Raw genomic sequence first — 18,852 nt, 5'->3', positions numbered from 1 at the left:
CATGAGTGAAAATACCCGCGCACTGCGCGAAGTTAAAGTCGAGCGCACCGAATCCCGCAAATACCTGGCTACCAGCCTCGACAGTGGTGCAAGCATTGAATTCGGACAGGGCGAAGGTCTGCTTTCTCCGGTAGAACTCCTGTTGGCAGCAATTGCCGGCTGCTCGTCCATCGACGTTGACGTTGCCACCACGCGCAAGAGCGAACCGGAAAAGTTCGAGGTCGCCGCTTCCGGTTACAAGCTCACCGAAGACGGGGCCAGCCGCATGGAGGATATCCACCTCGGCTTCGACCTGAAATTCCCCGACACTGAAGAGGGCCGCAAGGCGGCAAGCATGGTCGAGCGCATCGTGAAGCTCTCGCACGACAAATACTGCACAGTCTCTCGCACCGTGGAGCTTGGCGCCAAGGTCACCAGCGAAGTCAACAAATAGACTCACCGTAAAAGGCAGGCACCGTCAGAGAATTCTCTGGCGGTGCCTGCCTTTTTGGCGGAATCATACGCCGAGAAATTCATTGGTGGCAAAAACTGTCAGTTGGCTGAAAGGGGTAATTAACCTCTAGTCAGCTACGTATGCACATCGTAGTGTCGGAATTGTCCCTACGTTAAAGGAGCAGCAATGCAGTCTGAGAACGTTTTAGGCAATATCGATTGGGCGTCGATGCTACAGAAAATTGTCATCGCGCTGATCATCCTCCTCATCACCTGGCTCATTGCCCGACTGGTTCGTTGGGCGGCTGCCAAGCTGGTTTCAAGGGTGAAATTCCTGCAGAAGCAGGGCAACGACGGAGAACAGATCGGCCAATCCCTAGGCAAGGTCGCCGGCCTGATCGTTTGGCTCTTCGGCTTGGTGGCAGTCCTGCAGGTCTTCGCGCTGTCAGAGGTGCTCACACCGGTGCAGAGCATGCTGGCCGGAGTGATGTCATTCCTGCCGAATGTCATCGGCGCCGGCTTCATCTTCTTCATCGGCTATGTCATCGCGAACATCGTTCGTCAGCTGCTGAAAACCGGTTTGGGCACAGTCAATTTTGGTGCGCTGTTCTACAAGATCACCCCCAGCGACAAGGAACCTGACCCCGTCAAGGCCCAGGAGGTTCAAAACAAGACGGTCGACATCATCGCCAGCATCGTCTTTGCACTGATCCTCTTGGTGGTGGCCATTGCCGCCCTTCAGGTGCTGGGCATCTCCGCGATTTCTCAGCCTGCCGAGCAGATGCTCCAGGTAGTCTTCACCGCGATCCCGAACGTGCTCATCGCACTGGCGCTGCTGGCCGTGGGCTTCCTCATCGCCAAGTTCGTCGGGCAGCTGCTCGAGTCCACCCTGCACTCGGTGGGCACCGACCGGGTGGTTGACGGATGGGGCATCGTCCCCGAGGGCCAGAGCGCTTCGGGGATCATTGTCGGCATCGTCAAGATCGCCATTGTCCTGTTCTTCGGTGTGATGGCGGCGTCCATGCTGAACTTCCCTGCCATCACCCACATCCTCAACGAGGTCCTGGGGCTGGGCGGAAAGATCGTCTTCGGCGCGGCAATCATCGCAGCAGGCTTCGTCGTGGCCAACGTCATCGGCAAATTCCTCGGCGAGACGCTGGCCTCCAAGATCATCCGCTACTCTGCCATCGCGCTGTTCGTTGCGATGGGCCTGAGCTACATGGGCATTGCCGACTCAATCATCAACATGGCCTTCGGCGCGGTAGTCATCGGTGCCGCACTGGCAGCCGCACTGGCCTTCGGCCTCGGCGGACGTTCCGCGGCGGCCAAGGCGCTGGAAAAACTGGACAACGACCCCCAGCCCTTTGACGGGCCAGCCGGATCGAATCCAACCCCACCAACTGGACTCTAACCAGATCAATAGGGACACCTAGTTCGACCCAATGGTGGGCGGCGGGATCTTCGGAACCGCCGCCCACCATTGTCGTGTTTTCGGGCGCCGCCGGCTAAATCACCCTCAGCGTCTCCCCCTCGGGGACTGGATCATTAACCAGGCGGGAATAGGTCAAGACGTCAATGCGCTCGCCGTCGATGAGGAACTTTCCGCGCTCCACCCCCTCGCGCAGGAATCCTGCAGCTTCCGCGACCTTTTTCGACGCCGGATTATTCGCCCGCAATCCCAGTTCGAGGCGCTGGATGCCTTGGCGTTCAAAGAGCAGTGCTGCCAGAGCGCGGACAGCCCGAACGGTCAGGCCGCGGCCGCGAAACGCCGCATGCAGCCAGTACCAAACCCACGCATTCCTATTGCGGCGATCAACCCGGGCGCAGACCAGCCCCACCAGCTGACCCTCGATGCATAGGGCCAGGGGCAGTTGCTCGGGGGAATCTGCGAGCAGCAGCTGCACGTAGCTACGGGCTTGTTCCAATGTCGTCACCTCGCCCTGGCGCAGCATATCCGGCGCAGAGTCAAAAGCCTCCAGGAGCGCCGGCGCGTCGCTGGGATGCAGTGGGCGCAAGTAGGCGCCGTGGCTGGAGGCAGCGGGAGCGGCAGCTGCGGCAGCGAGGGCCGGGAAACCTGGGCTTGTGGTGCCTTGATGGAAGTAGAGCTGCCAGCGATTCGACTCCTTGACCCACAGTGAGCAGCGGCGCGTTGAAGGGTCTGTGACCAGTCGATAACGCAACAGGACCCAGGACTCGCTTAACTGCAGCAACCGGGGATCGGCCAATCCCGGATGGGGCGACTTATCGCCTGAATCAATCACCGGATCGAGGGCGAGGGCTTCGATGATCTGTTGCCTGTCAAAGTGCCTGCCCGACTTGCCGATTTCTTCAAATCGCTCGTGGAGCAGCAACTCAAGCTCGGTGCTGTTCGCGCGCGTCTGGGTGCGCAGCAGCCGCTGCTCATGCTCGATGATTAACAGCCCCAGCTCGGAGCTGGGCGACAAATCTCCTGCGATGGTGCTTTTCTCCATGTCAGCAACCTACTACACCAAAGATGACGCGGTAAAAGCGCCTCGGCTGGCTTTTGTGCCGCAGCTCATGCCTATAATCGCTTGAACCTCCGCGGGAGCCTGAAGAGACCAGGCTGAGAGGGCACCGAGCCGACCGCCACACCTGATGCGGGTCATGCCGCCGTAGGAAGGATGTGCTCGATGCACGTTGTCATTGTCGGGGCCGGAATCATCGGCCTAGCCACAGCATTTGAACTGGACACCCGTGGGTGTGAAGTCACCCTGATTGATCCCGGCAGCGGCCACGGCGCCAGCCGCGCCGCCGCTGGCATGCTCGCCCCCGCCGCGGAAACCACCTGGGGCCAGGGAGCGCTCCACGAGCTGCTCGGCACCTCCAACGAACGCTACCCGCAGTTCGTGCAGCGCATCGAAGAGCACACCGGCCGGCGCCCGGACTACATCCGCAACTCCACTCTGGTCGTCGCCGCCGAACCAGCAGACCGAGAAGCCCTGCACGATCTGGTGCAGCTGCAGAACTCCCTGGGGTTCAGCGCACAGGTGCTGCTGCCCAGCGCCGCTCGCCGCCTGGAACCGGCCCTAGCCAGCAACATCTCCGGCGCCGTGCTGTGCGCGGACGACCACCAGATCGACCCGCGCTCGGTCACCGCAATCCTTGCAGGCTACTTCGCCGATCGAATCATCGCCGAAGAAGTCGAGGAACTGATCTTCAGCAACGGTGCGACCCGGGCGGTGAAAACCAGCAGCGGGCGCATCGTCGAGGGTGATCAGATCGTGCTCGCCACCGGGCTGCAACAGGTGCACGGGGCACCGGCGCTGCCGCTGCGCCCGGTCTACGGCGACATCCTGCGCATGCAGGGGCCCGACCGTTTCCCGCTGATCAGCCACACCATCCGTGGCATCGTGCATCGCGAACCGGTCTACCTGGTGCCGCGCAGGGACGGCAGCATCGTGCTCGGGGCCAGCAGCCGCGAAGACGAGAACCCGGCGGTCAACATCGGCCAGATGCACAAGCTGTTGGACAACGCGAAGCGCCTGGTCCCGGGCATCGTGGACTGCTCGCTCAATGAGGTTATTGCCCGGGCTCGGCCCGGCACCCCCGATGACCGTCCGCTGATCGGACGGGTGGACGAGGGGCTGGTGCTCTCCACCGGCTACTCCCGCCACGGAGTACTGCTGGCCCCCTTCGGATCCGCGCTCACCGCAGACCTGGTGCAGAACGCCGACCACAATGCAGCCCACGCCAGGGCGGTGGATCCCGCGCGGTTCACCGCACCGGGCACCGAGAACGAACCATCGACACCAACCTTTCTGGAGATGCACCGATGAACACCATCGCAATCAACTTCAACTCGCAGCCCACGCAGGTGCCCGAGGGCACCACGCTGCGCCAGATCATCGCCGGGCACATCGGCAAGGAACTGAACGATGCGGGCCAGGCGGCCGACGGCAGCAAGCTGGGCATCGCCGCCGCGGTCAACGGGGCCGTCGTACCGCGCAGCGGCTGGGCGGCCAAGGAACTGGCCGAGGGCTGCAGCATTGAACTCGTCACCGCAGCCCAGGGAGGCTAATATGAGCGACACCATCCACGAACTGTCCGCCGCCAACGACCCGTTCGAGGTGGCAGGGCGCAGCTTCGGCTCCCGCCTGATCCTCGGCACCGGCGGGGCCACCTCGCTGGCAACCCTAGAAACCGCGCTGGTCGGCTCCGGTACGGAACTGACCACCGTTTCCATCCGCCACTTCGGCGCCGGGGCAGCATCCACCGGGGGCAGCGTCTACGAATTGCTGGCGCGCAACAACGTCGCCCCGCTGCCGAACACCGCCGGCTGCTTCACCGCCCGCGACGCGGTGCTCACCGCGCAGCTTGCCCGCGAGGCGCTGGAAACCAACTGGGTCAAGCTTGAGGTCATCGCCGACGAGCACACCCTGCTGCCGGACCCGTTGGAGCTGTTCGCCGCCGCCGAGCAGCTGGTGGCCGACGGTTTCGAGGTCTTCGCCTACACCAATGACGATCCGGCGCTGGCGCTGCGGCTGCAGGACGCCGGGGTCGCCGCCGTCATGCCGGCCGGTGCGCCGATCGGCTCAGGGATGGGCATCCTGAACCCGCACAACATCGCCACCATCGTCTCGCGCGCCACGGTGCCGGTGATCCTCGACGCCGGGGTGGGCACCGCCTCCGACGCCGCCAAGGCCATGGAACTCGGCTGCGATGCGGTGCTGCTTGCCAGCGCCGTGACCCGCGCCCACAACGCACCGTTAATGGCCGCTGCCATGCGCGACGCGGTGCGTGCAGGCCGCGCCGCCCGTCTGGCCGGGCGCATCCCGGTACGCGACATGGCCCTGGCCTCCTCCCCGAGCGAAGGGCTCATGAAGACGCTGGTGGGTGACTTCTCATGAGCACCCCGCTGGTTGAACCCGGGGCGGAGCTGACCGGCGCCCAGCTGGCCCGCTACTCCCGGCACCTGACGCTGCCCGGGGTCGGTCCCAGCGGCCAGCGCCGCATCGCCAACGCCAAGGTGCTTGTCATCGGCGCCGGAGGGCTGGGCAGCCCCATCGCCAACTACCTGGTGGCTGCCGGCGTGGGAACGCTCGCGGTGATGGACGACGACACCGTGGAACTCTCGAATCTGCAGCGCCAGAGCATGCACCGGCAGCGCGACGTCGGGGCGCGCAAGGTCGACTCGGTGACCCGACTCGCCGCCGACCTGAACGACTCGGTGCAGGTCATCGCCATCAACCAGCGGCTGTCCGCGCAGAACGCGGTGCAGCTGTTCTCCGGGTACGACCTGGTGATCGACGGCAGCGACAACTTCGCCACCCGCTACCTGTCCAACGATGCAGCGGAAATCACCGGCACCCCGCTGGTATGGGGCACGCTCTTCCAATTCTCCGGCCAGGTCTCGGTCTTCGATCCGCGCACCGGCCCGATGCTGCGCGACCTGTTCCCGGACATCCCGGATGCCGACTCGGTGCCAAGCTGCGCCGAGGGCGGGGTCTTCGGCGCCCTGTGCGGTGTGGTCGGATCGCTCATGGCCACCGAGGCGCTGAAGCTGATCACCGGGGTGGGGCAGACGCTCTCGGGACGGCTCTGGCTTTACGATGCGCTGAATGCCACCGCGCGTACGCTCGGCTTTGAGCGCGACCCGCAGCGAGAGCCGGTCACCGAGCTGGGCGACTACCAGCCGGTGTCCTGCGCGGTGGGCCCTGTCATCGAGCAGATCGACGCGGTGCAGCTCGAAGCGCTGCGCGAATCAGCCGAGGTGCTGGTGCTCGATGTGCGCGAAGACTGGGAACGGGCCCTGGCAGCCATCCCGGGCAGCATCCACGTTCCGCTGCAGCGGGTGCTGGAGCAGAGCTGGGCGGCGATCGGGGAGCCTGCGCCGGGCAAGGTGGTCATCGCCTGCAAGTCAGGAGTCCGTTCGTTGAAGGCCGCCGCGGTCTTGGCTCGGGCCGACTCCAGCGTGAAGGTGCTGAACCTGGAGGGCGGCACCGTCAGCTGGTACGGCGAGATTCGCGGCGAGCAGCTGACATACTAGGGAGATGATCCGCCACGAGGACCTTGAATTCCGCGAACTAAACAGCGCCGACGAACAGCAGGCGCTGGATGCACACCAAGAAATGCTGGAAGAGGACTTCCAGTTCTTGTTCTGGACGAGCAACGGAGAAAGCTGGGAAGACTACACCTGCCGGATGTCCTCCTGGCGCCGCGGGGAACACCTGCCCGACGGCTGGGTGCGCACCGGCTTCTTCGTCGCCGTAGAACACGGTTATATTCTCGGCCGGGTATCGGTGCGCTACGAACTGAACGAATCCCTTGAGCATGTGGGAGGGCACATCGGCTACGGGGTGCTGCCCGATTCCCGCCGCAGGGGCGTCGCCTCGGCGCTGTGCCGCTACGGCCTGCAAGAGCTCGCGGCCGCCGGGGTGGCCAAGGCGCTGATCACCTGCCATGCTGATAATGAAGGGTCGAAAGCAACCATCCTGGGCTGCGGGGGAGTCCTCGACCCGCGGCTGCCGTCGGTGCGAAACGCCGAGGGCGTCGAAGAACTGAGATTCTGGGTTCCCACCAGCTAATTTCGCGCGTTCACCGGACTTACAGATGCTTTTTTCTGTATGTTTTGCCACAGATCAACAGTTGTACATTCCATAGGGCGTAAAATAGAACGTTGGGTCGTGATCGGCCCCGACTCCGTAGACCCTTAACTCGAGCAGAAGTGAGCCTTCACGCATGTCAGATAACATCACGAGCCGCGACGAACTGCGCAACGTAGCCATCGTTGCGCACGTTGACCACGGCAAGACCACCCTGGTCAACGCAATGCTTCAGCAGACCGGCGCTTTCGACAGCCACGGTGAAACCGAAGACCGCGTGATGGACTCCGGCGAGCTGGAACGCGAAAAGGGCATCACCATCCTGGCCAAGAACACCACCGTGTTCTACGAAGGTCCAGCAGCCAACGGCAAGAAGATGACCATCAACGTCATCGACACCCCAGGCCACGCTGACTTCGGCGGCGAGGTCGAGCGCGGCCTGTCGATGGTCGACGGTGTTGTCCTGCTGGTCGACGCCTCCGAGGGCCCGCTACCGCAGACCCGCTTCGTGCTGCGCAAGGCGCTGGCTGCCAACCTGCCGGTGATCATCGTTGTCAACAAGACCGACCGCGCCGATGCCCGCATCGACGGGGTTATCTCCGATTCCATGGACCTGCTCCTGGGCTTGGCCTCCGACCTGGCCGATGAAGCACCAGATCTGGACCTGGACGCCATCTTGAACGTTCCTGTCGTCTTCGCCTCGGGCAAGGCCGGCTACGCTTCGATGAACCAGCCAGGCGACGGCCAGCTGCCGGACAACGAAGACCTCGAGCCGCTGTTCGAAACCATCATCAAGCACGTCCCAGCCCCGACCTTCACCGAGGGTGAAGTTCTGCAGGCCCACGTGACCAACCTCGACGCATCGCCATTCCTCGGCCGTCTGGCGCTGCTGCGCATCTTCAACGGCACCCTGCGCAAGGGCCAGCAGGTTGCCTGGGCCCGCCAGGACGGCACCCTGAAGCAGGTCAAGATCACCGAACTGCTGGCCACCAAGGGTCTGCAGCGCGTTCCAGCTGAAGAAGCGGGCGCGGGCGAGATCGTCGCAGTTGCAGGCATCGAAGACATCATGATCGGTGAAACCCTCACCGACTTGGAGAACCCGAAGCCGCTGCCGCTGATCACCGTTGACCCACCGGCAATCTCCATGACCATTGGTATCAACACCTCGCCGCTGGCAGGCAAGGTCAAGGGCGCCAAGGTCACCGCACGCCAGGTCAAGGACCGCCTTGACAAGGAACTGATCGGCAACGTGTCGCTGAACGTGCTGCCAACCGAGCGTCCCGACGCCTGGGAGGTTCAGGGCCGTGGCGAACTGGCCCTGGCGATCCTCGTTGAGCAGATGCGCCGCGAAGGCTTCGAGCTGACCGTGGGCAAGCCGCAGGTTGTGACCAAGATGGTCGACGGCAAGGTGCATGAGCCAATGGAGCATATGACCATCGACGTGCCTGACGAGTACCTGGGCGCCATCACCCAGCTGATGGCATCGCGCAAGGGCCGCATGACCAACATGGCAAACCACGGCACCGGCTGGGTTCGCATGGAATTCATGGTTCCCGCCCGCGGCCTGATCGGTTTCCGCACCCGCTTCATGACCGAAACCCGTGGCGCCGGCATTGCCGCTTCGCTGGCCGAAGGCTACGAGCCATGGGCCGGCCCGATCGAATACCGCATCAACGGTTCGATCGTTGCCGACCGCGCAGGCGTCGTCACCCCATTCGCGATGATCAACCTGCAGGAGCGCATGAGCTTCTTCGTGAAGCCCACCGAAGAGGTCTACGAGGGCATGATCGTCGGCGAGAACTCGCGTGCAGATGACATGGACGTGAACATCACCAAGGAAAAGAAGCTCACCAACATGCGTGCTGCTTCCTCGGATAGCTTCGAGAACCTGACCCCACCGCAGACCCTGACCCTCGAAGAGTCCCTCGAATTCGCGCGCGAAGACGAGTGCGTTGAGGTCACCCCGGAGGCTATCCGCATCCGCAAGGTGCTGCTGAACGCGAACGACCGCGCCAAGGCAACCCGTGCCCGCGCCCGCGCCTAATCAGCGAACTTCTCAGGGCGGCAACCTCGGCGCAGTATTGCGCGGTGTGGTTGCCGCCTTGGCGGCGGGACTTTTCGGCACCAGCATTCACGCATCGCTGTTCTACATCGGCGACGTTCCGATTATTTGGGGCGTTGCCGTGGCATGGCTGTTGCTGGGACTGCTGGTGTACTGGGCGGCGATCTCCTCAGGGAAGATCTGGTCCGGAGCCATCGCCTTCATCGGCTGCTACGTTACGGTCGGAGTGATCTCCTACCTCGGGTATGACCAGCTGATTCTCAGCCCGGCGTACTTCCAGTACCTGCCGGGACCCACCCTTGCATCCCTGCTATGGATGTACGGAATGGTTGTTCCTGCGGTGATCGCGCTGGTCACTGCACTGCGCGTAATGCGACGCAGAAACCGCAAAGCATAAAAAATATGGTGTCCTTCAAACCGAAGGACACCATATTTTTTGGTTATTCGCTTTGTTCTTCCTGGCGGTCGTTGCCCGTCAGGTCGAGGTGGTGGGCAAGGAACAACGAGGTCGGCACCCCGTTCTCCTCGGGATCGCGCATTGCGTAATCTTCGATGACCTCGCGCAGGCGCCCCATCATTTCCTTCTGCGATGCCTCGCTGAGCTTGAGCCCGACTCGGACGATTTGCATTTCCTGCGGCGCCAGCCCATCGATTTCCTGCAGGAATGTATCCACCAGCATGGGGGCAGCATCGGGAATGCGGGTACCCCAAGAGAGTTTTGTGCTGCGGTAGGGAACTTCTTTGGCGCCCCGATTGCCGCGGCGCGGCTCTTCGGCTTCGAGAAAACCGCTGTTGACCAAGGTGCGCACATGATGCAGGGAAGTGGCGGGATTTAGGTCGAGAATATCCGCAATTTCCTTATTGGTCCGTGACTCATGCAAGCACAGGCGGAGAATTCGCAGTCTCAGCGGCGAGCTGAGGGCGCGTGCACGGGCTTGAACGAGTTCATCGGTTGGCATAGTGCCAGCATACGCGAAAAACACTCAGTGATTGGTAGTTTCAAATCACATGTCGGACACTCATTGATAGCGAATATATTTCGGGGCGATTACCCTTGGTCCGACTGTGACGTCAGCCGCGAGCCACGCCGCGGGGGAGCCGGCGGCACGCGCTTGGCATGGGTGATCAACGAGCGCTGAATCTTGACAATTCCATGTCGAGTTTCCACGCTGATATCTTCGTCTGCCACCTCGACGACATATCCGATGGCATCGCTGAGCGTGGCACCGGACGACGTCGATTCGCTCAAGCGAAAGCGGAGAACAATACGGTCACCAGGTGATAAATCATTGAAATTCAGCATGCCCTAGTCATATTTCTGTAAAAAGAATTCATCTGAAGTGACAATAATCGAAATGTGAATGGTCGGTTACGTCACAGCTGTCATGAAGGACCTTGGAAGTCCTAGCAACAGGACTAGACTGTACTTTGAGCTTGTAAAGGATTCAATGAGCATATTGGGATCCAACGGGCTTTAGTTGAAACCACAATGTGCAAGGAAAGGTCGCAGCTCCCGTGACTTACATCATCGCTCAGCCGTGCGTCGACGTGAAAGACAAGGCGTGCGTCGAAGAATGCCCGGTTGATTGCATCTACGAAGGCGACCGTTCGCTCTACATTCACCCAGATGAGTGCGTTGACTGCGGTGCCTGCGAACCGGTGTGCCCGGTAGAAGCGATCTACTACGAAGACGATGTGCCAGATGAGTGGGCTGACTATTACAAGGCCAACGTAGAATTTTTCGACGAACTTGGTTCGCCCGGCGGCGCCGCTAAGATTGGTAATACCGGCAACGACCACCCATTTGTCGCTGCCTTGCCACCTCAGAACCAAGGCTAGGTTTATTACACATGCTTGAGCTCCCCGACTACCCCTGGAACCAGCTCGCACCTTATCGCGAGCTTGCAGCAAAGCACCCAGGAGGGGTCGTGGATCTCTCGATCGGCACCCCGATCGATGACACTCCGCAGATCATCCAGGATGCTCTGTTCCAGGCCGCCAACTCTCACGGTTACCCCACCACTCAGGGAACCAAGGAAGTGCGGCAGGCAATTGTTGACTGGTTCGCCCGCCGTCGCAATGTGACGGGCCTTGGCCTTGAAGACGTGATGCCCACGGTGGGTTCCAAGGAAATGGTGGCCTGGCTGCCGCTGTTCCTCGGAATCGGACCGGGGGACATCGTGGTACGGCCAACCATCGCCTACCCGACCTATGACATCGGTGCCCAGCTGGTTGGTGCTACCCCTATTGCGACCGATGATCTGGAAACCCTGAGCAACGAAGAACGCTCTAGGGTCAAACTCATCTGGGTCAATTCCCCGGGCAACCCCACCGGCAAGGTGCGCAGCGTCGAGCAGCTGCGGCAGATCGTTGACACCGCCCGCGAGCTTGGCGCCGTGGTCGCGTCCGATGAATGCTATGCCGAACTCGGCTGGGACGAGTATCAGTCCCAGATCCCGAGCGTTCTCGACCCACGGGTCAACGGCGGAAATCTCGATAACCTCTTTGCGCTGTACTCGCTCTCAAAGCAGTCGAACCTTGCCGGCTACCGCGCCGCCTTCGTCGCAGGTGCACCAAATCTCATGCCGACACTGGTCAACAGCCGCAAGCACGCAGGCATGATTGTCCCCGGCCCCATCCAACACGCGATGGTCGTGGCGCTGAACGATGACGAACACGTCACCACCCAGTATGAGATTTATCGGGCACGCCGTGAAGCGCTGCGCCCGGCCCTCCAGAATTTCGGTCTAACCATTGAGGACTCTGTCGCGGGCCTGTACCTGTGGTGCACCGAGAACCAGCCGAGCTTCACCACCATCCAGCGACTTGCAGGGCTCGGAATAGTTGCAGGTCCCGGCGTCTTTTACGGCACCGCGGGGGAGCAGCATGTCAGGGTGGCGCTGACCGCGAGCGACGAAAGGATAGCTGCGGCCGTTGAACGGTTGAATTCTTCCGTCAACCTCTGAAGATGACACGCTGATTGGCAGAAAAGGGCAAAAGCGCGGTATGTTCTACGGTGACGACTGACCTTTCGGAACTACACGCTTTCCGGTTAGGAGATGCAATGACAGACACAACGTCTGCACAGCTACATTTTGGTGAATCTAACCTTGAACTGCCGGTCATTCCGGCAGCTGAAGGCAACAACGGTTTCAACGTAGCGCCACTTTTGAAGACCACCGGGAATGTTACCTACGACCCAGGCTTCATGAACACCGCAGCTACCAAGTCTGCGATCACTTACATCGACGGCGACGCTGGCATCCTGCGCTACCGCGGATACCCCATCGAGCAGCTGGCAGAGCACTCGAACTTCACCGAGGTCACTTACCTGTTGATCAACGGTGAACTGCCGACCCCAGGTCAACTGACCGAGTTCGACAACTCGCTGCGCCGCCACACCTTGCTGCACGAAGAGCTGAAGAGCTTCTTCGGCGGCTTCCCTCGCGACGCCCACCCGATGCCGGTACTGTCTTCGGCAGTTTCGGCCCTGTCGACCTGGTACCAAGATTCGCTGGATCCAAAGGACAGCGCCCAGGTGGAACGCTCCACACTGCGCCTGCTGGCCAAGCTTCCGGTACTAGCCGCCTACGCTCACAAGAAGTCCATCGGCCAGGCTTTGCTCTACCCGGACAACTCCATGAACATGGTGGAGAACTTCCTGCGCCTATGCTTCGGCACCGCTGCGGAGCCTTATGAGCTGGACCCGGAAATGGTCAAGGCGCTTGACCTGCTGCTGATCCTGCATGCTGACCACGAGCAGAACTGCTCGACCTCCACCGTTCGACTAGTTGGCTCCTCGGACGCCAACCTGTTCGCGTCGGTGTCCGCCGGCATCCACGCACTCTCGGGCCCTGCCCACGGCGGAGCCAACGAAGCTGTGCTGAAGATGCTGCGCGAGATCAAGGCATCGGGCATTTCTCCAGATGCGTACATGGAGAAGGTCAAGAACAAGGAAGACGGCGTACGCCTGATGGGCTTCGGCCACCGCGTCTATAAGAACTACGATCCTCGCGCAAAGATCATCAAGAAGACCGCACACGATCTGTTGGCCAAGCAGGGCAACAACGAACTGCTGGACATTGCGATGAGCCTGGAAGAGAAGGCCTTGAGCGATGATTACTTCATTTCGCGCAAGCTCTACCCCAACGTGGACTTCTACACCGGTCTGATCTACACCGCGATGGGCTTCCCGGAGAAGATGTTCACCGTGCTGTTCGCGATCGGCCGCCTGCCAGGTTGGATCGCGCAGTGGCGCGAAATGATCTCGGATCCGGAAACCAAGATCGGCCGCCCGCGTCAGTTGTACATGGGCGAATCCGCACGCAACTACCCGGGCGTCTAAGTTTGGTCGAGTTGTAAGAATCCTTGTGATTGGGCGGGGAATCCACGAAAGTGGGTTCCCCGCCCAACGCTGTTTTAACCCTGAATCAGGCGTATCCTAAGGATTAGAGGGCCGATGTAGACCCTCCGGCGAGTCAGGTGGTTTGGATGTATTTTCGTCGTGGCACTAATTGGTCGTTGACCATGTATACAGATCCGCATTTGCTCATGGCCTTGTACTTGCGGGAGCTAGCGGGGGTGAATCCTGCGGAGTTGGGCCCTAACTCCAAATTGGCTTCAGAGGTCAAGGAAAGAACAAGCCCGCATCTGGCCCATGGACAGATCAAACAAGAATGGAGTTCTTGGTGGGATTCGCTCGCCGTCGGCCGCACCCCGACATCGCCAGCTACAGGCACCGAACTGCTTGACTGGTTGGAGAACGAGGGGTATCCAGAATTGGCGAGGTTGGCACGTTCCCACTACGGGCAGACAACATTATTCGCCCAGCAGCACGCACAGGAATTTGAGACGAACAGTAACAGTTACATTCCAAAACGAATGGATGAGATTGAACAGATCCTCATTGAACGAGGCGTGGAACACGCCTCAGAGGTAGAACAAAAACAGATTCACATTATCGACGTTCCGCTTAAGGAGCCGCGAGCCTGGCTGACCGGCGGGGCCACCATCCTTGCAAGTTCCTCTTTGTTGAGGGATTCGAAGTCATTCCAGGGTTTCATACAGCCCATGGTGACGATCATCTTTCCCGAATAGTCGATGAGCAGACAAATGCCGGAGAACTGAAAAGTTCCCCGGCATTCTCGATGAAAAGTTGCGACTAGTTGGCGTGCAGCGCGCTGTTCAGCTCAACTGTCTGGCCTGCACGGGGCAATGCCTCCACTGCACCGGTCACCGAATTACGGCGGAAGAGCAGGTTCGGTACACCCGAAAGGTCTAGAGCCTTGACCAGCTTGCCGTCAACGCTCACGCGCGTGCCGGCGGTGACATAGAGGCCAGCTTCCACCACTGAATCGTCACCGATGGAGATTCCGACACCGGCATTGGCGCCGAGCAGGACGCGCTCACCGATGACGATGCGCTCCTTGCCGCCGCCCGAGAGGGTGCCCATAATCGATGCACCGCCGCCAACGTCGGAGCCGTTGCCCACAACTACCGAAGCCGAAATGCGGCCCTCAACCATGGAGGTGCCCAGGGTTCCGGCGTTGAAGTTGACGAAGCCTTCGTGCATGACGGTCGTGCCCTCGGCCAGGTGGGCACCCAGGCGGACGCGGTCGGCGTCGGCGATGCGCACGCCGGAAGGCAGCACATAATCGACCATGCGCGGGAACTTGTCGACACCGAAGACATCGACGTTGCCGCGGGCACGCAGCTTGAGTCGGGTGAGCTCGAAGTTTTCGACATGGCAAGGACCGAAGTTCGTCCACACCACGTTCGCCAGGTGGCCGAAGATACCGTCGAGGTTGATGCTATTTGGCTTGACCAAACGGTGGGAGAGCAGGTGCAGGCGCAGCCACACATCGGCGGTGTCGGCCGGCGCAACATCGAGGTTGATGGTGAGGGATACCAGCTTCTGGGTGGTTCCACGAGCGTCGTCATCGGCAGCTGCTGCCGACAGTTCCGCTGCAACCTCCGAATGCTCGGTCAATTCACCCAGCACCGGGGCCGGGTACCACACGTCGAGTACGGTGCCGTCGGAGGCGATTGTGGCAAGCCCGTGACCGGAAGCCAAACGTACAGATGAGTCACTAGATGCTGTCACAGTTTCTGAAGTCATACACTGATCTTAACGTTTCAGATCACGGTAACGTTTAAAAATGACAAGCTAGTGAAGCTCCAAACGTAGGACAGTGGCCCCGATGAATGAACTAGACCTGCGCCAAGATGTTGCAGTGTTGACCGAAGAGATTATGAACGTCGAATCGGTCTCCGGTAATGAGAAGCAACTGGCGGATCTCATTTTTGCCGCGCTGGGCAAATTGGAACACCTGCAGGTGCACCGGGATGAAGACGCACTTGTTGCGCGAACGAACCTTGGGCGAGAACGACGGGTCGTCTTGGCTGGTCATATCGACACGGTGCCGCTGCCGCGCACCGAAGGATCCAAGGGCACCGTACCGTCTCAGGTCATTGACGGAGTGCTCTATGGTCGTGGTGCCACCGATATGAAGGGCGGTGTGGCAGTTCAGTTGGCACTGGCTGCCTTGCTGACCGATCCGAAGCATGACATCACCTTCATCTTCTATGACCACGAAGAGGTTGAAGCAGAGAAGTCCGGCCTGGGCCGCCTGGCGCGCAACAATCCCGAGTTGCTCGGCGCGGACTTTGCGATACTTCTGGAACCGACCAACGGCACGGTCGAAGGCGGCTGTAATGGCACCAGCCGGTTCCTAGTTCGCACCCACGGACAGGCGGCTCACTCTGCTCGAGCGTGGATGGGACACAACGCGATTCATGATGCGAGCCAGGTGCTCAGTCGGTTGGCGGCCTATGAACCGCGAACCATCACCGTGGAGGGGCTGGAATTCCGCGAAGGAATGAACGCGGTAAGGATTAACGGGGGAGTGGCAGGCAATGTCATCCCTGATTACTGCGAAGTCGAAGTGAACTACCGCTTTGCACCAGACAAGAATCTGGAACAGGCAGAAGCCGTGGTTCGCGAGCTTTTTGATGGTTTCGATGTGGTGCGCACCGATGGCGCCGATGGCGCCCGCCCAGGGCTGGATCAAGAAATTGCCGCCGAATTGATTGCGGTGCTCGGAGAAGAACCGAAGCCCAAGTACGGGTGGACCGACGTTGCACGATTCTCCGCCCTAGGGATATCAGCAGTGAACTTCGGTCCGGGGGATGCGCTGCTGGCGCATTCAGATGACGAGCATGTGCCGCAGCAGGCAGTGCGCGACTGTCTTGCCACCTTACAGGCGTGGTTGAGCAAGTAGCCGAAAACAGCACAAAAATGTGGGGAGCAGTTCATATTGAACTGCTCCCCACATTTTTATACGGCGTTCCTACCCCTTGGAACGAGAGCTCAGTCGGCTGGATACCCAGGACGCAAGTTTTGACAGTGCGAAGTTCAGGATGATGAAGATCGCGGCAACTACCACCAGTGCTTGAAGCATGTTCGAGTTGCCGGTTCCTACCAACTTGCCGTTGAACAACAGTTCGTTGAAGTTGATGATGTAGCCCAGCGCCGAGTCCTTCAAGATCACAATGAACTGGCTGATCAATGCCGGCAGCATGGCCGTCAATGCCTGCGGGATCTCGATGATCCGAAGACTCTGGCCATGGGTCAGGCCAATGGCGATGCCGGCTTCGCGCTGGCCCCTGGGCAGGTTGTGTACACCTGAACGGATCAATTCGGCGATCACCGAACCGTTGTACAGGGTCAGGCCAATGACTACCGCGTAGAACGGTGACTGCTGGGATTCGATCCATCCGCTGTTGGCGAGCATGATCCACAGGAACAGCATCATCAGTAGGACTGGAACCGCGCGGAAGAATTCCACCACGACGGTGCTGACACCGTTGATGATCTTGTTATGCGTCAGGCGCCCCATGCCGAAGATAAAACCGAAGAGCAGCGAAGTCACGATCGAAATCGCCGCGGCCTTCAATGTCATTTCAAGTCCGGGCAACAGGAAGTTGGACCAGATGGTGCTTTCGAGGAAGACATCCCATTTTTCGGGTGCCAGCTCTCCGGCGGCCTGCAAGCCCTTGAGCAGATAGATGAACAGGCCGATGAACACCAGAATGGCGATGATATTGATGATGAGGATGCGCCGGCGGGCTTTCGGCCCCGGGGCGTCAAAGAGGACTGAACGAGTAGGTGCGCTCATCGTGCCACCGCCAGCTTCTTCGACAGCCAGGTCACCAGCATGCCGATAGGTACCACGATGATGACGAACATCATCGCTACGGTCAGGAAGATCAAGATGCCTTGATCGGCACGGTACTCGATCATGGTTTTCATCAGACCGGAAATTTCGGCCACCGAACCGGCAATGGCAACTGTGGTGTTTTTGATCAGGGCGATCAATACATTGCCGATGGGGACCACGGCGCCGCGGAATGCCTGCGGCAGGATCACCATACGGGCTGCCGGCAGGAAGCCAAGGCCGATGGCTCGGGCCGCCTCGGCCTGGCCCAGGGGAACGGTATTCACGCCGGAGCGGATTGCTTCACAGAAGAATGCTGCGTGGTAGATTGTCAGACCGATGATGGCAATCAGGAAAAAATTGAATTGGAAGTCATCGGAGAGTTGAAGTTGAAAAACACCGAAAAGCACCAAGACACCGAAGGTCATGATAATCGTCAGTGGGGTGTTTCGGAAGATATTGACGTAGGCGGTGCCAAAGGCGCGCAGGCTGGGGATCGGCGAAATACGCATGATCGCCAAAATCGTGCCCAAAAGTGCTGAAGCTAGGAACGCCCAGAAGGTGAGCTGCAGGTTGGTCCAGAAGGACTCCATGATGCGCGCACCGTATTCTTCCCAAAGACTGAGGTAGCCTTCCACGGCTTATTCTCCTTGGTGGATCGATGAGCTGGAAACTAAGGGTGCTGCACCTTGAGGGTGAACCGAGGTGCAGCACCGGTAGTTGTGGAACGTGCTAAGGATTAGCTGCAGGCTTCATACTTGGTCGGCGGGTTGAGGTCCGATGGCTTGTAGCCGGTGCCTTCGGTGTTCTTATCCAAGGCCTTCTTCCATTCGCCGGAGTCGATCATCTTCTTGATCGCCGTGTTGATGGCCTCGCACTTGTCGTTCTCCTTGTTCAGACCCACACCATATGGTTCTTCGGAGAACGTGTTGCCTACCACCTTGAACTTGCCCTTGTTGGCAGGGGTGGCGGCAAGGCCGGCAAGGATGATGTCATCGGTGGTGATGGCGTCGATGCTGCCGGATTCCAGCAGGCCAAGGCAGTCCGCATAGCCCTGCTGCTCAACCAGGTTCACACCGGGAACGTCTTTCTTCACGTTTTCGGCGGAGGTCGAACCGGTCACCGAGCACAGCTTCTTGCCGTCCAGCGATTCCTTGCCGGTGATGGCGGTGTCATCTGCGCGAACCAGCAGGTCCTGGCCGGCGATGAAGTACGGGCCGGCGAAGGCAACGCGCTGCTTGCGGGCGTCGTTGATCGTGTAGGTAGCGAAGATCATGTCAACCTGCTTGGTTTCCAAGAGGGTTTCACGGTTTGCCGATGGGGCGGATACGAACTCGATCTTGTCTTCGCTGTAGCCCAGTTCATTGGCTACATAGCGCGCGACGTCAACGTCAAAACCGGTGTACTTGTCGCCGTCCTTGAAGCCGAGGCCCGGCTGGTCGAACTTGATGCCGATGCGCACGCTGTCACTGTCGGCGCTGGATTCGGAGCCAGAGTCCGAACCGCCGCAGGCGGTCAGGGTGAGCGCTGCCACTGCAGCCATTGCAGCGAATGCTCCAAAACGATTCTTCCGCATTGT

The 18,852-nt window shown here is 60.3% G+C and carries 21 protein-coding genes and 1 riboswitch; of the genes, 14 read left to right on the top strand and 7 right to left on the bottom strand.

Going from position 1 to position 18,852, the window contains the following annotated elements; all coding sequences use genetic code 11:
- The first annotated feature begins 1 nt into the window (after position 1).
- Positions 2-433 carry an OsmC family protein gene (locus tag RUH64_RS08030; protein ID WP_313812693.1) on the top strand — a complete coding sequence of 144 codons (432 nt, stop codon included), beginning with the start codon at positions 2-4 and terminating at the stop codon, positions 431-433.
- Between the two features lie 186 nt (positions 434-619).
- A complete protein-coding gene (locus RUH64_RS08025) occupies positions 620-1,843 on the top strand; it encodes a mechanosensitive ion channel (protein WP_313812692.1) in 1,224 nt (407 codons plus the stop codon).
- A 94-nt stretch (positions 1,844-1,937) separates the two neighbouring features.
- Here RUH64_RS08025 and RUH64_RS08020 read toward each other — a convergent pair whose 3' ends face one another.
- A complete protein-coding gene (locus RUH64_RS08020) occupies positions 1,938-2,903 on the bottom strand; it encodes a GNAT family N-acetyltransferase (protein WP_313812691.1) in 966 nt (321 codons plus the stop codon).
- A gap of 81 nt (positions 2,904-2,984) precedes the next feature.
- Positions 2,985-3,089, top strand: a riboswitch (TPP riboswitch).
- Here RUH64_RS08020 and thiO point away from each other — a divergent pair.
- From thiO to RUH64_RS07985, 7 genes are all read left to right on the top strand, one after another.
- Positions 3,084-4,229, top strand: coding sequence for a glycine oxidase ThiO (gene thiO / locus RUH64_RS08015; RefSeq protein ID WP_313812690.1), 1,146 nt, complete (start codon positions 3,084-3,086; stop codon positions 4,227-4,229). It overlaps the preceding riboswitch by 6 nt.
- A complete protein-coding gene (thiS, locus tag RUH64_RS08010) occupies positions 4,226-4,471 on the top strand; it encodes a sulfur carrier protein ThiS (protein ID WP_313812689.1) in 246 nt (81 codons plus the stop codon). The genes thiO and thiS overlap by 4 nt, the downstream gene beginning before the upstream one ends.
- Before the next feature lies 1 nt (position 4,472).
- The gene (locus RUH64_RS08005) at positions 4,473-5,300 is read left to right on the top strand and encodes a thiazole synthase (protein WP_313812687.1); all 828 of its coding nucleotides are present in this window, start codon (positions 4,473-4,475) and stop codon (positions 5,298-5,300) included.
- Positions 5,297-6,439 (top strand): ThiF family adenylyltransferase, encoded by a 1,143-nt coding sequence (locus tag RUH64_RS08000; protein ID WP_313812686.1) that lies wholly within the window; start codon positions 5,297-5,299, stop codon positions 6,437-6,439. The genes RUH64_RS08005 and RUH64_RS08000 overlap by 4 nt, the downstream gene beginning before the upstream one ends.
- A 4-nt stretch (positions 6,440-6,443) precedes the next feature.
- Complete coding sequence (locus RUH64_RS07995) at positions 6,444-6,977, top strand: GNAT family N-acetyltransferase (RefSeq protein ID WP_313812685.1); 534 nt, start codon at positions 6,444-6,446, stop codon at positions 6,975-6,977.
- 154 nt (positions 6,978-7,131) lie between these two features.
- Positions 7,132-9,039: a translational GTPase TypA gene (gene typA, locus RUH64_RS07990; protein WP_313812683.1), complete on the top strand. Its 1,908-nt coding sequence runs from the start codon at positions 7,132-7,134 to the stop codon at positions 9,037-9,039.
- A complete protein-coding gene (locus tag RUH64_RS07985) occupies positions 9,020-9,454 on the top strand; it encodes a hypothetical protein (protein WP_313812681.1) in 435 nt (144 codons plus the stop codon). Before typA ends, RUH64_RS07985 begins: the two co-directional genes overlap by 20 nt.
- 43 nt (positions 9,455-9,497) lie before the next feature.
- Here RUH64_RS07985 and RUH64_RS07980 read toward each other — a convergent pair whose 3' ends face one another.
- Both RUH64_RS07980 and RUH64_RS07975 read right to left on the bottom strand, forming a co-directional pair.
- On the bottom strand, positions 9,498-10,016 hold the full coding sequence (locus tag RUH64_RS07980) for a helix-turn-helix domain-containing protein (RefSeq protein WP_313812680.1): 519 nt from the start codon (positions 10,014-10,016) through the stop codon (positions 9,498-9,500).
- An 89-nt stretch (positions 10,017-10,105) separates the two neighbouring features.
- Positions 10,106-10,360 (bottom strand): acetyltransferase, encoded by a 255-nt coding sequence (locus tag RUH64_RS07975; protein ID WP_313812679.1) that lies wholly within the window; start codon positions 10,358-10,360, stop codon positions 10,106-10,108.
- Between the two features lie 212 nt (positions 10,361-10,572).
- Between RUH64_RS07975 and fdxA the strand changes: the two genes are divergently transcribed.
- The 4 genes from fdxA to RUH64_RS07955 all read left to right on the top strand — a co-directional run bounded on the left by fdxA (position 10,573) and on the right by RUH64_RS07955 (position 14,154).
- Positions 10,573-10,896, top strand: coding sequence for a ferredoxin (gene fdxA, locus RUH64_RS07970; protein WP_313812678.1), 324 nt, complete (start codon positions 10,573-10,575; stop codon positions 10,894-10,896).
- Positions 10,897-10,907: 11 nt separating this feature from the next.
- Positions 10,908-12,023 (top strand): succinyldiaminopimelate transaminase, encoded by a 1,116-nt coding sequence (dapC, locus tag RUH64_RS07965; protein WP_313812677.1) that lies wholly within the window; start codon positions 10,908-10,910, stop codon positions 12,021-12,023.
- Positions 12,024-12,121: 98 nt separating this feature from the next.
- Complete coding sequence (locus RUH64_RS07960; RefSeq protein WP_313812676.1) at positions 12,122-13,402, top strand: citrate synthase; 1,281 nt, start codon at positions 12,122-12,124, stop codon at positions 13,400-13,402.
- Positions 13,403-13,584: 182 nt separating this feature from the next.
- Positions 13,585-14,154, top strand: a complete 570-nt coding sequence (locus tag RUH64_RS07955; protein WP_313812674.1) for a hypothetical protein — start codon at positions 13,585-13,587, stop codon at positions 14,152-14,154.
- A gap of 64 nt (positions 14,155-14,218) precedes the next feature.
- Here RUH64_RS07955 and dapD read toward each other — a convergent pair whose 3' ends face one another.
- On the bottom strand, positions 14,219-15,175 hold the full coding sequence (gene dapD / locus RUH64_RS07950; protein WP_313812672.1) for a 2,3,4,5-tetrahydropyridine-2,6-dicarboxylate N-succinyltransferase: 957 nt from the start codon (positions 15,173-15,175) through the stop codon (positions 14,219-14,221).
- 82 nt (positions 15,176-15,257) lie between these two features.
- Here dapD and dapE point away from each other — a divergent pair, with 82 nt between their 5' ends.
- Positions 15,258-16,337 carry a succinyl-diaminopimelate desuccinylase gene (gene dapE, locus RUH64_RS07945; protein ID WP_313812670.1) on the top strand — a complete coding sequence of 360 codons (1,080 nt, stop codon included), beginning with the start codon at positions 15,258-15,260 and terminating at the stop codon, positions 16,335-16,337.
- 69 nt (positions 16,338-16,406) lie between these two features.
- Here dapE and RUH64_RS07940 read toward each other — a convergent pair whose 3' ends face one another.
- From RUH64_RS07940 to RUH64_RS07930, 3 genes are all read right to left on the bottom strand, one after another.
- Positions 16,407-17,234 carry an amino acid ABC transporter permease gene (locus RUH64_RS07940; protein WP_313812668.1) on the bottom strand — a complete coding sequence of 276 codons (828 nt, stop codon included), beginning with the start codon at positions 17,232-17,234 and terminating at the stop codon, positions 16,407-16,409.
- Entirely contained in the window at positions 17,231-17,911 is a 681-nt protein-coding gene (locus RUH64_RS07935; protein WP_313812666.1) for an amino acid ABC transporter permease, read from the bottom strand. Before RUH64_RS07935 ends, RUH64_RS07940 begins: the two co-directional genes overlap by 4 nt.
- A gap of 101 nt (positions 17,912-18,012) precedes the next feature.
- Positions 18,013-18,849: a glutamate ABC transporter substrate-binding protein gene (locus tag RUH64_RS07930; protein WP_313812664.1), complete on the bottom strand. Its 837-nt coding sequence runs from the start codon at positions 18,847-18,849 to the stop codon at positions 18,013-18,015.
- Between the last annotated feature and the right edge of the window lie 3 nt (positions 18,850-18,852).

Source organism: Glutamicibacter sp., assembly GCF_032154645.1.
Lineage (GTDB): Bacteria > Actinomycetota > Actinomycetes > Actinomycetales > Micrococcaceae > Glutamicibacter.
The sequence above is the reverse complement of the archived record's forward strand: the minus strand, read 5'-3'. Positions and strand labels throughout refer to the sequence as shown.

Bases quoted from the DNA above. Each gene is read 5' to 3' on its own strand.
- RUH64_RS08030 (WP_313812693.1), top strand. From the start codon at position 2: ATGAGTGAAAATACCCGCGCACTGCGCGAAGTTAAAGTCGAGCGCACC.
- RUH64_RS08025 (WP_313812692.1), top strand. From the start codon at position 620: ATGCAGTCTGAGAACGTTTTAGGCAATATCGATTGGGCGTCGATGCTA.
- RUH64_RS08020 (WP_313812691.1), bottom strand. From the start codon at position 2,903: ATGGAGAAAAGCACCATCGCAGGAGATTTGTCGCCCAGCTCCGAGCTG.
- thiO (WP_313812690.1), top strand. From the start codon at position 3,084: ATGCACGTTGTCATTGTCGGGGCCGGAATCATCGGCCTAGCCACAGCA.
- thiS (WP_313812689.1), top strand. From the start codon at position 4,226: ATGAACACCATCGCAATCAACTTCAACTCGCAGCCCACGCAGGTGCCC.
- RUH64_RS08005 (WP_313812687.1), top strand. From the start codon at position 4,473: ATGAGCGACACCATCCACGAACTGTCCGCCGCCAACGACCCGTTCGAG.
- RUH64_RS08000 (WP_313812686.1), top strand. From the start codon at position 5,297: ATGAGCACCCCGCTGGTTGAACCCGGGGCGGAGCTGACCGGCGCCCAG.
- RUH64_RS07995 (WP_313812685.1), top strand. From the start codon at position 6,444: ATGATCCGCCACGAGGACCTTGAATTCCGCGAACTAAACAGCGCCGAC.
- typA (WP_313812683.1), top strand. From the start codon at position 7,132: ATGTCAGATAACATCACGAGCCGCGACGAACTGCGCAACGTAGCCATC.
- RUH64_RS07980 (WP_313812680.1), bottom strand. From the start codon at position 10,016: ATGCCAACCGATGAACTCGTTCAAGCCCGTGCACGCGCCCTCAGCTCG.
- RUH64_RS07975 (WP_313812679.1), bottom strand. From the start codon at position 10,360: ATGCTGAATTTCAATGATTTATCACCTGGTGACCGTATTGTTCTCCGC.
- dapC (WP_313812677.1), top strand. From the start codon at position 10,908: ATGCTTGAGCTCCCCGACTACCCCTGGAACCAGCTCGCACCTTATCGC.
- RUH64_RS07960 (WP_313812676.1), top strand. From the start codon at position 12,122: ATGACAGACACAACGTCTGCACAGCTACATTTTGGTGAATCTAACCTT.
- RUH64_RS07955 (WP_313812674.1), top strand. From the start codon at position 13,585: ATGTATACAGATCCGCATTTGCTCATGGCCTTGTACTTGCGGGAGCTA.
- dapD (WP_313812672.1), bottom strand. From the start codon at position 15,175: ATGACTTCAGAAACTGTGACAGCATCTAGTGACTCATCTGTACGTTTG.
- dapE (WP_313812670.1), top strand. From the start codon at position 15,258: ATGAATGAACTAGACCTGCGCCAAGATGTTGCAGTGTTGACCGAAGAG.
- RUH64_RS07940 (WP_313812668.1), bottom strand. From the start codon at position 17,234: ATGAGCGCACCTACTCGTTCAGTCCTCTTTGACGCCCCGGGGCCGAAA.
- RUH64_RS07930 (WP_313812664.1), bottom strand. From the start codon at position 18,849: ATGCGGAAGAATCGTTTTGGAGCATTCGCTGCAATGGCTGCAGTGGCA.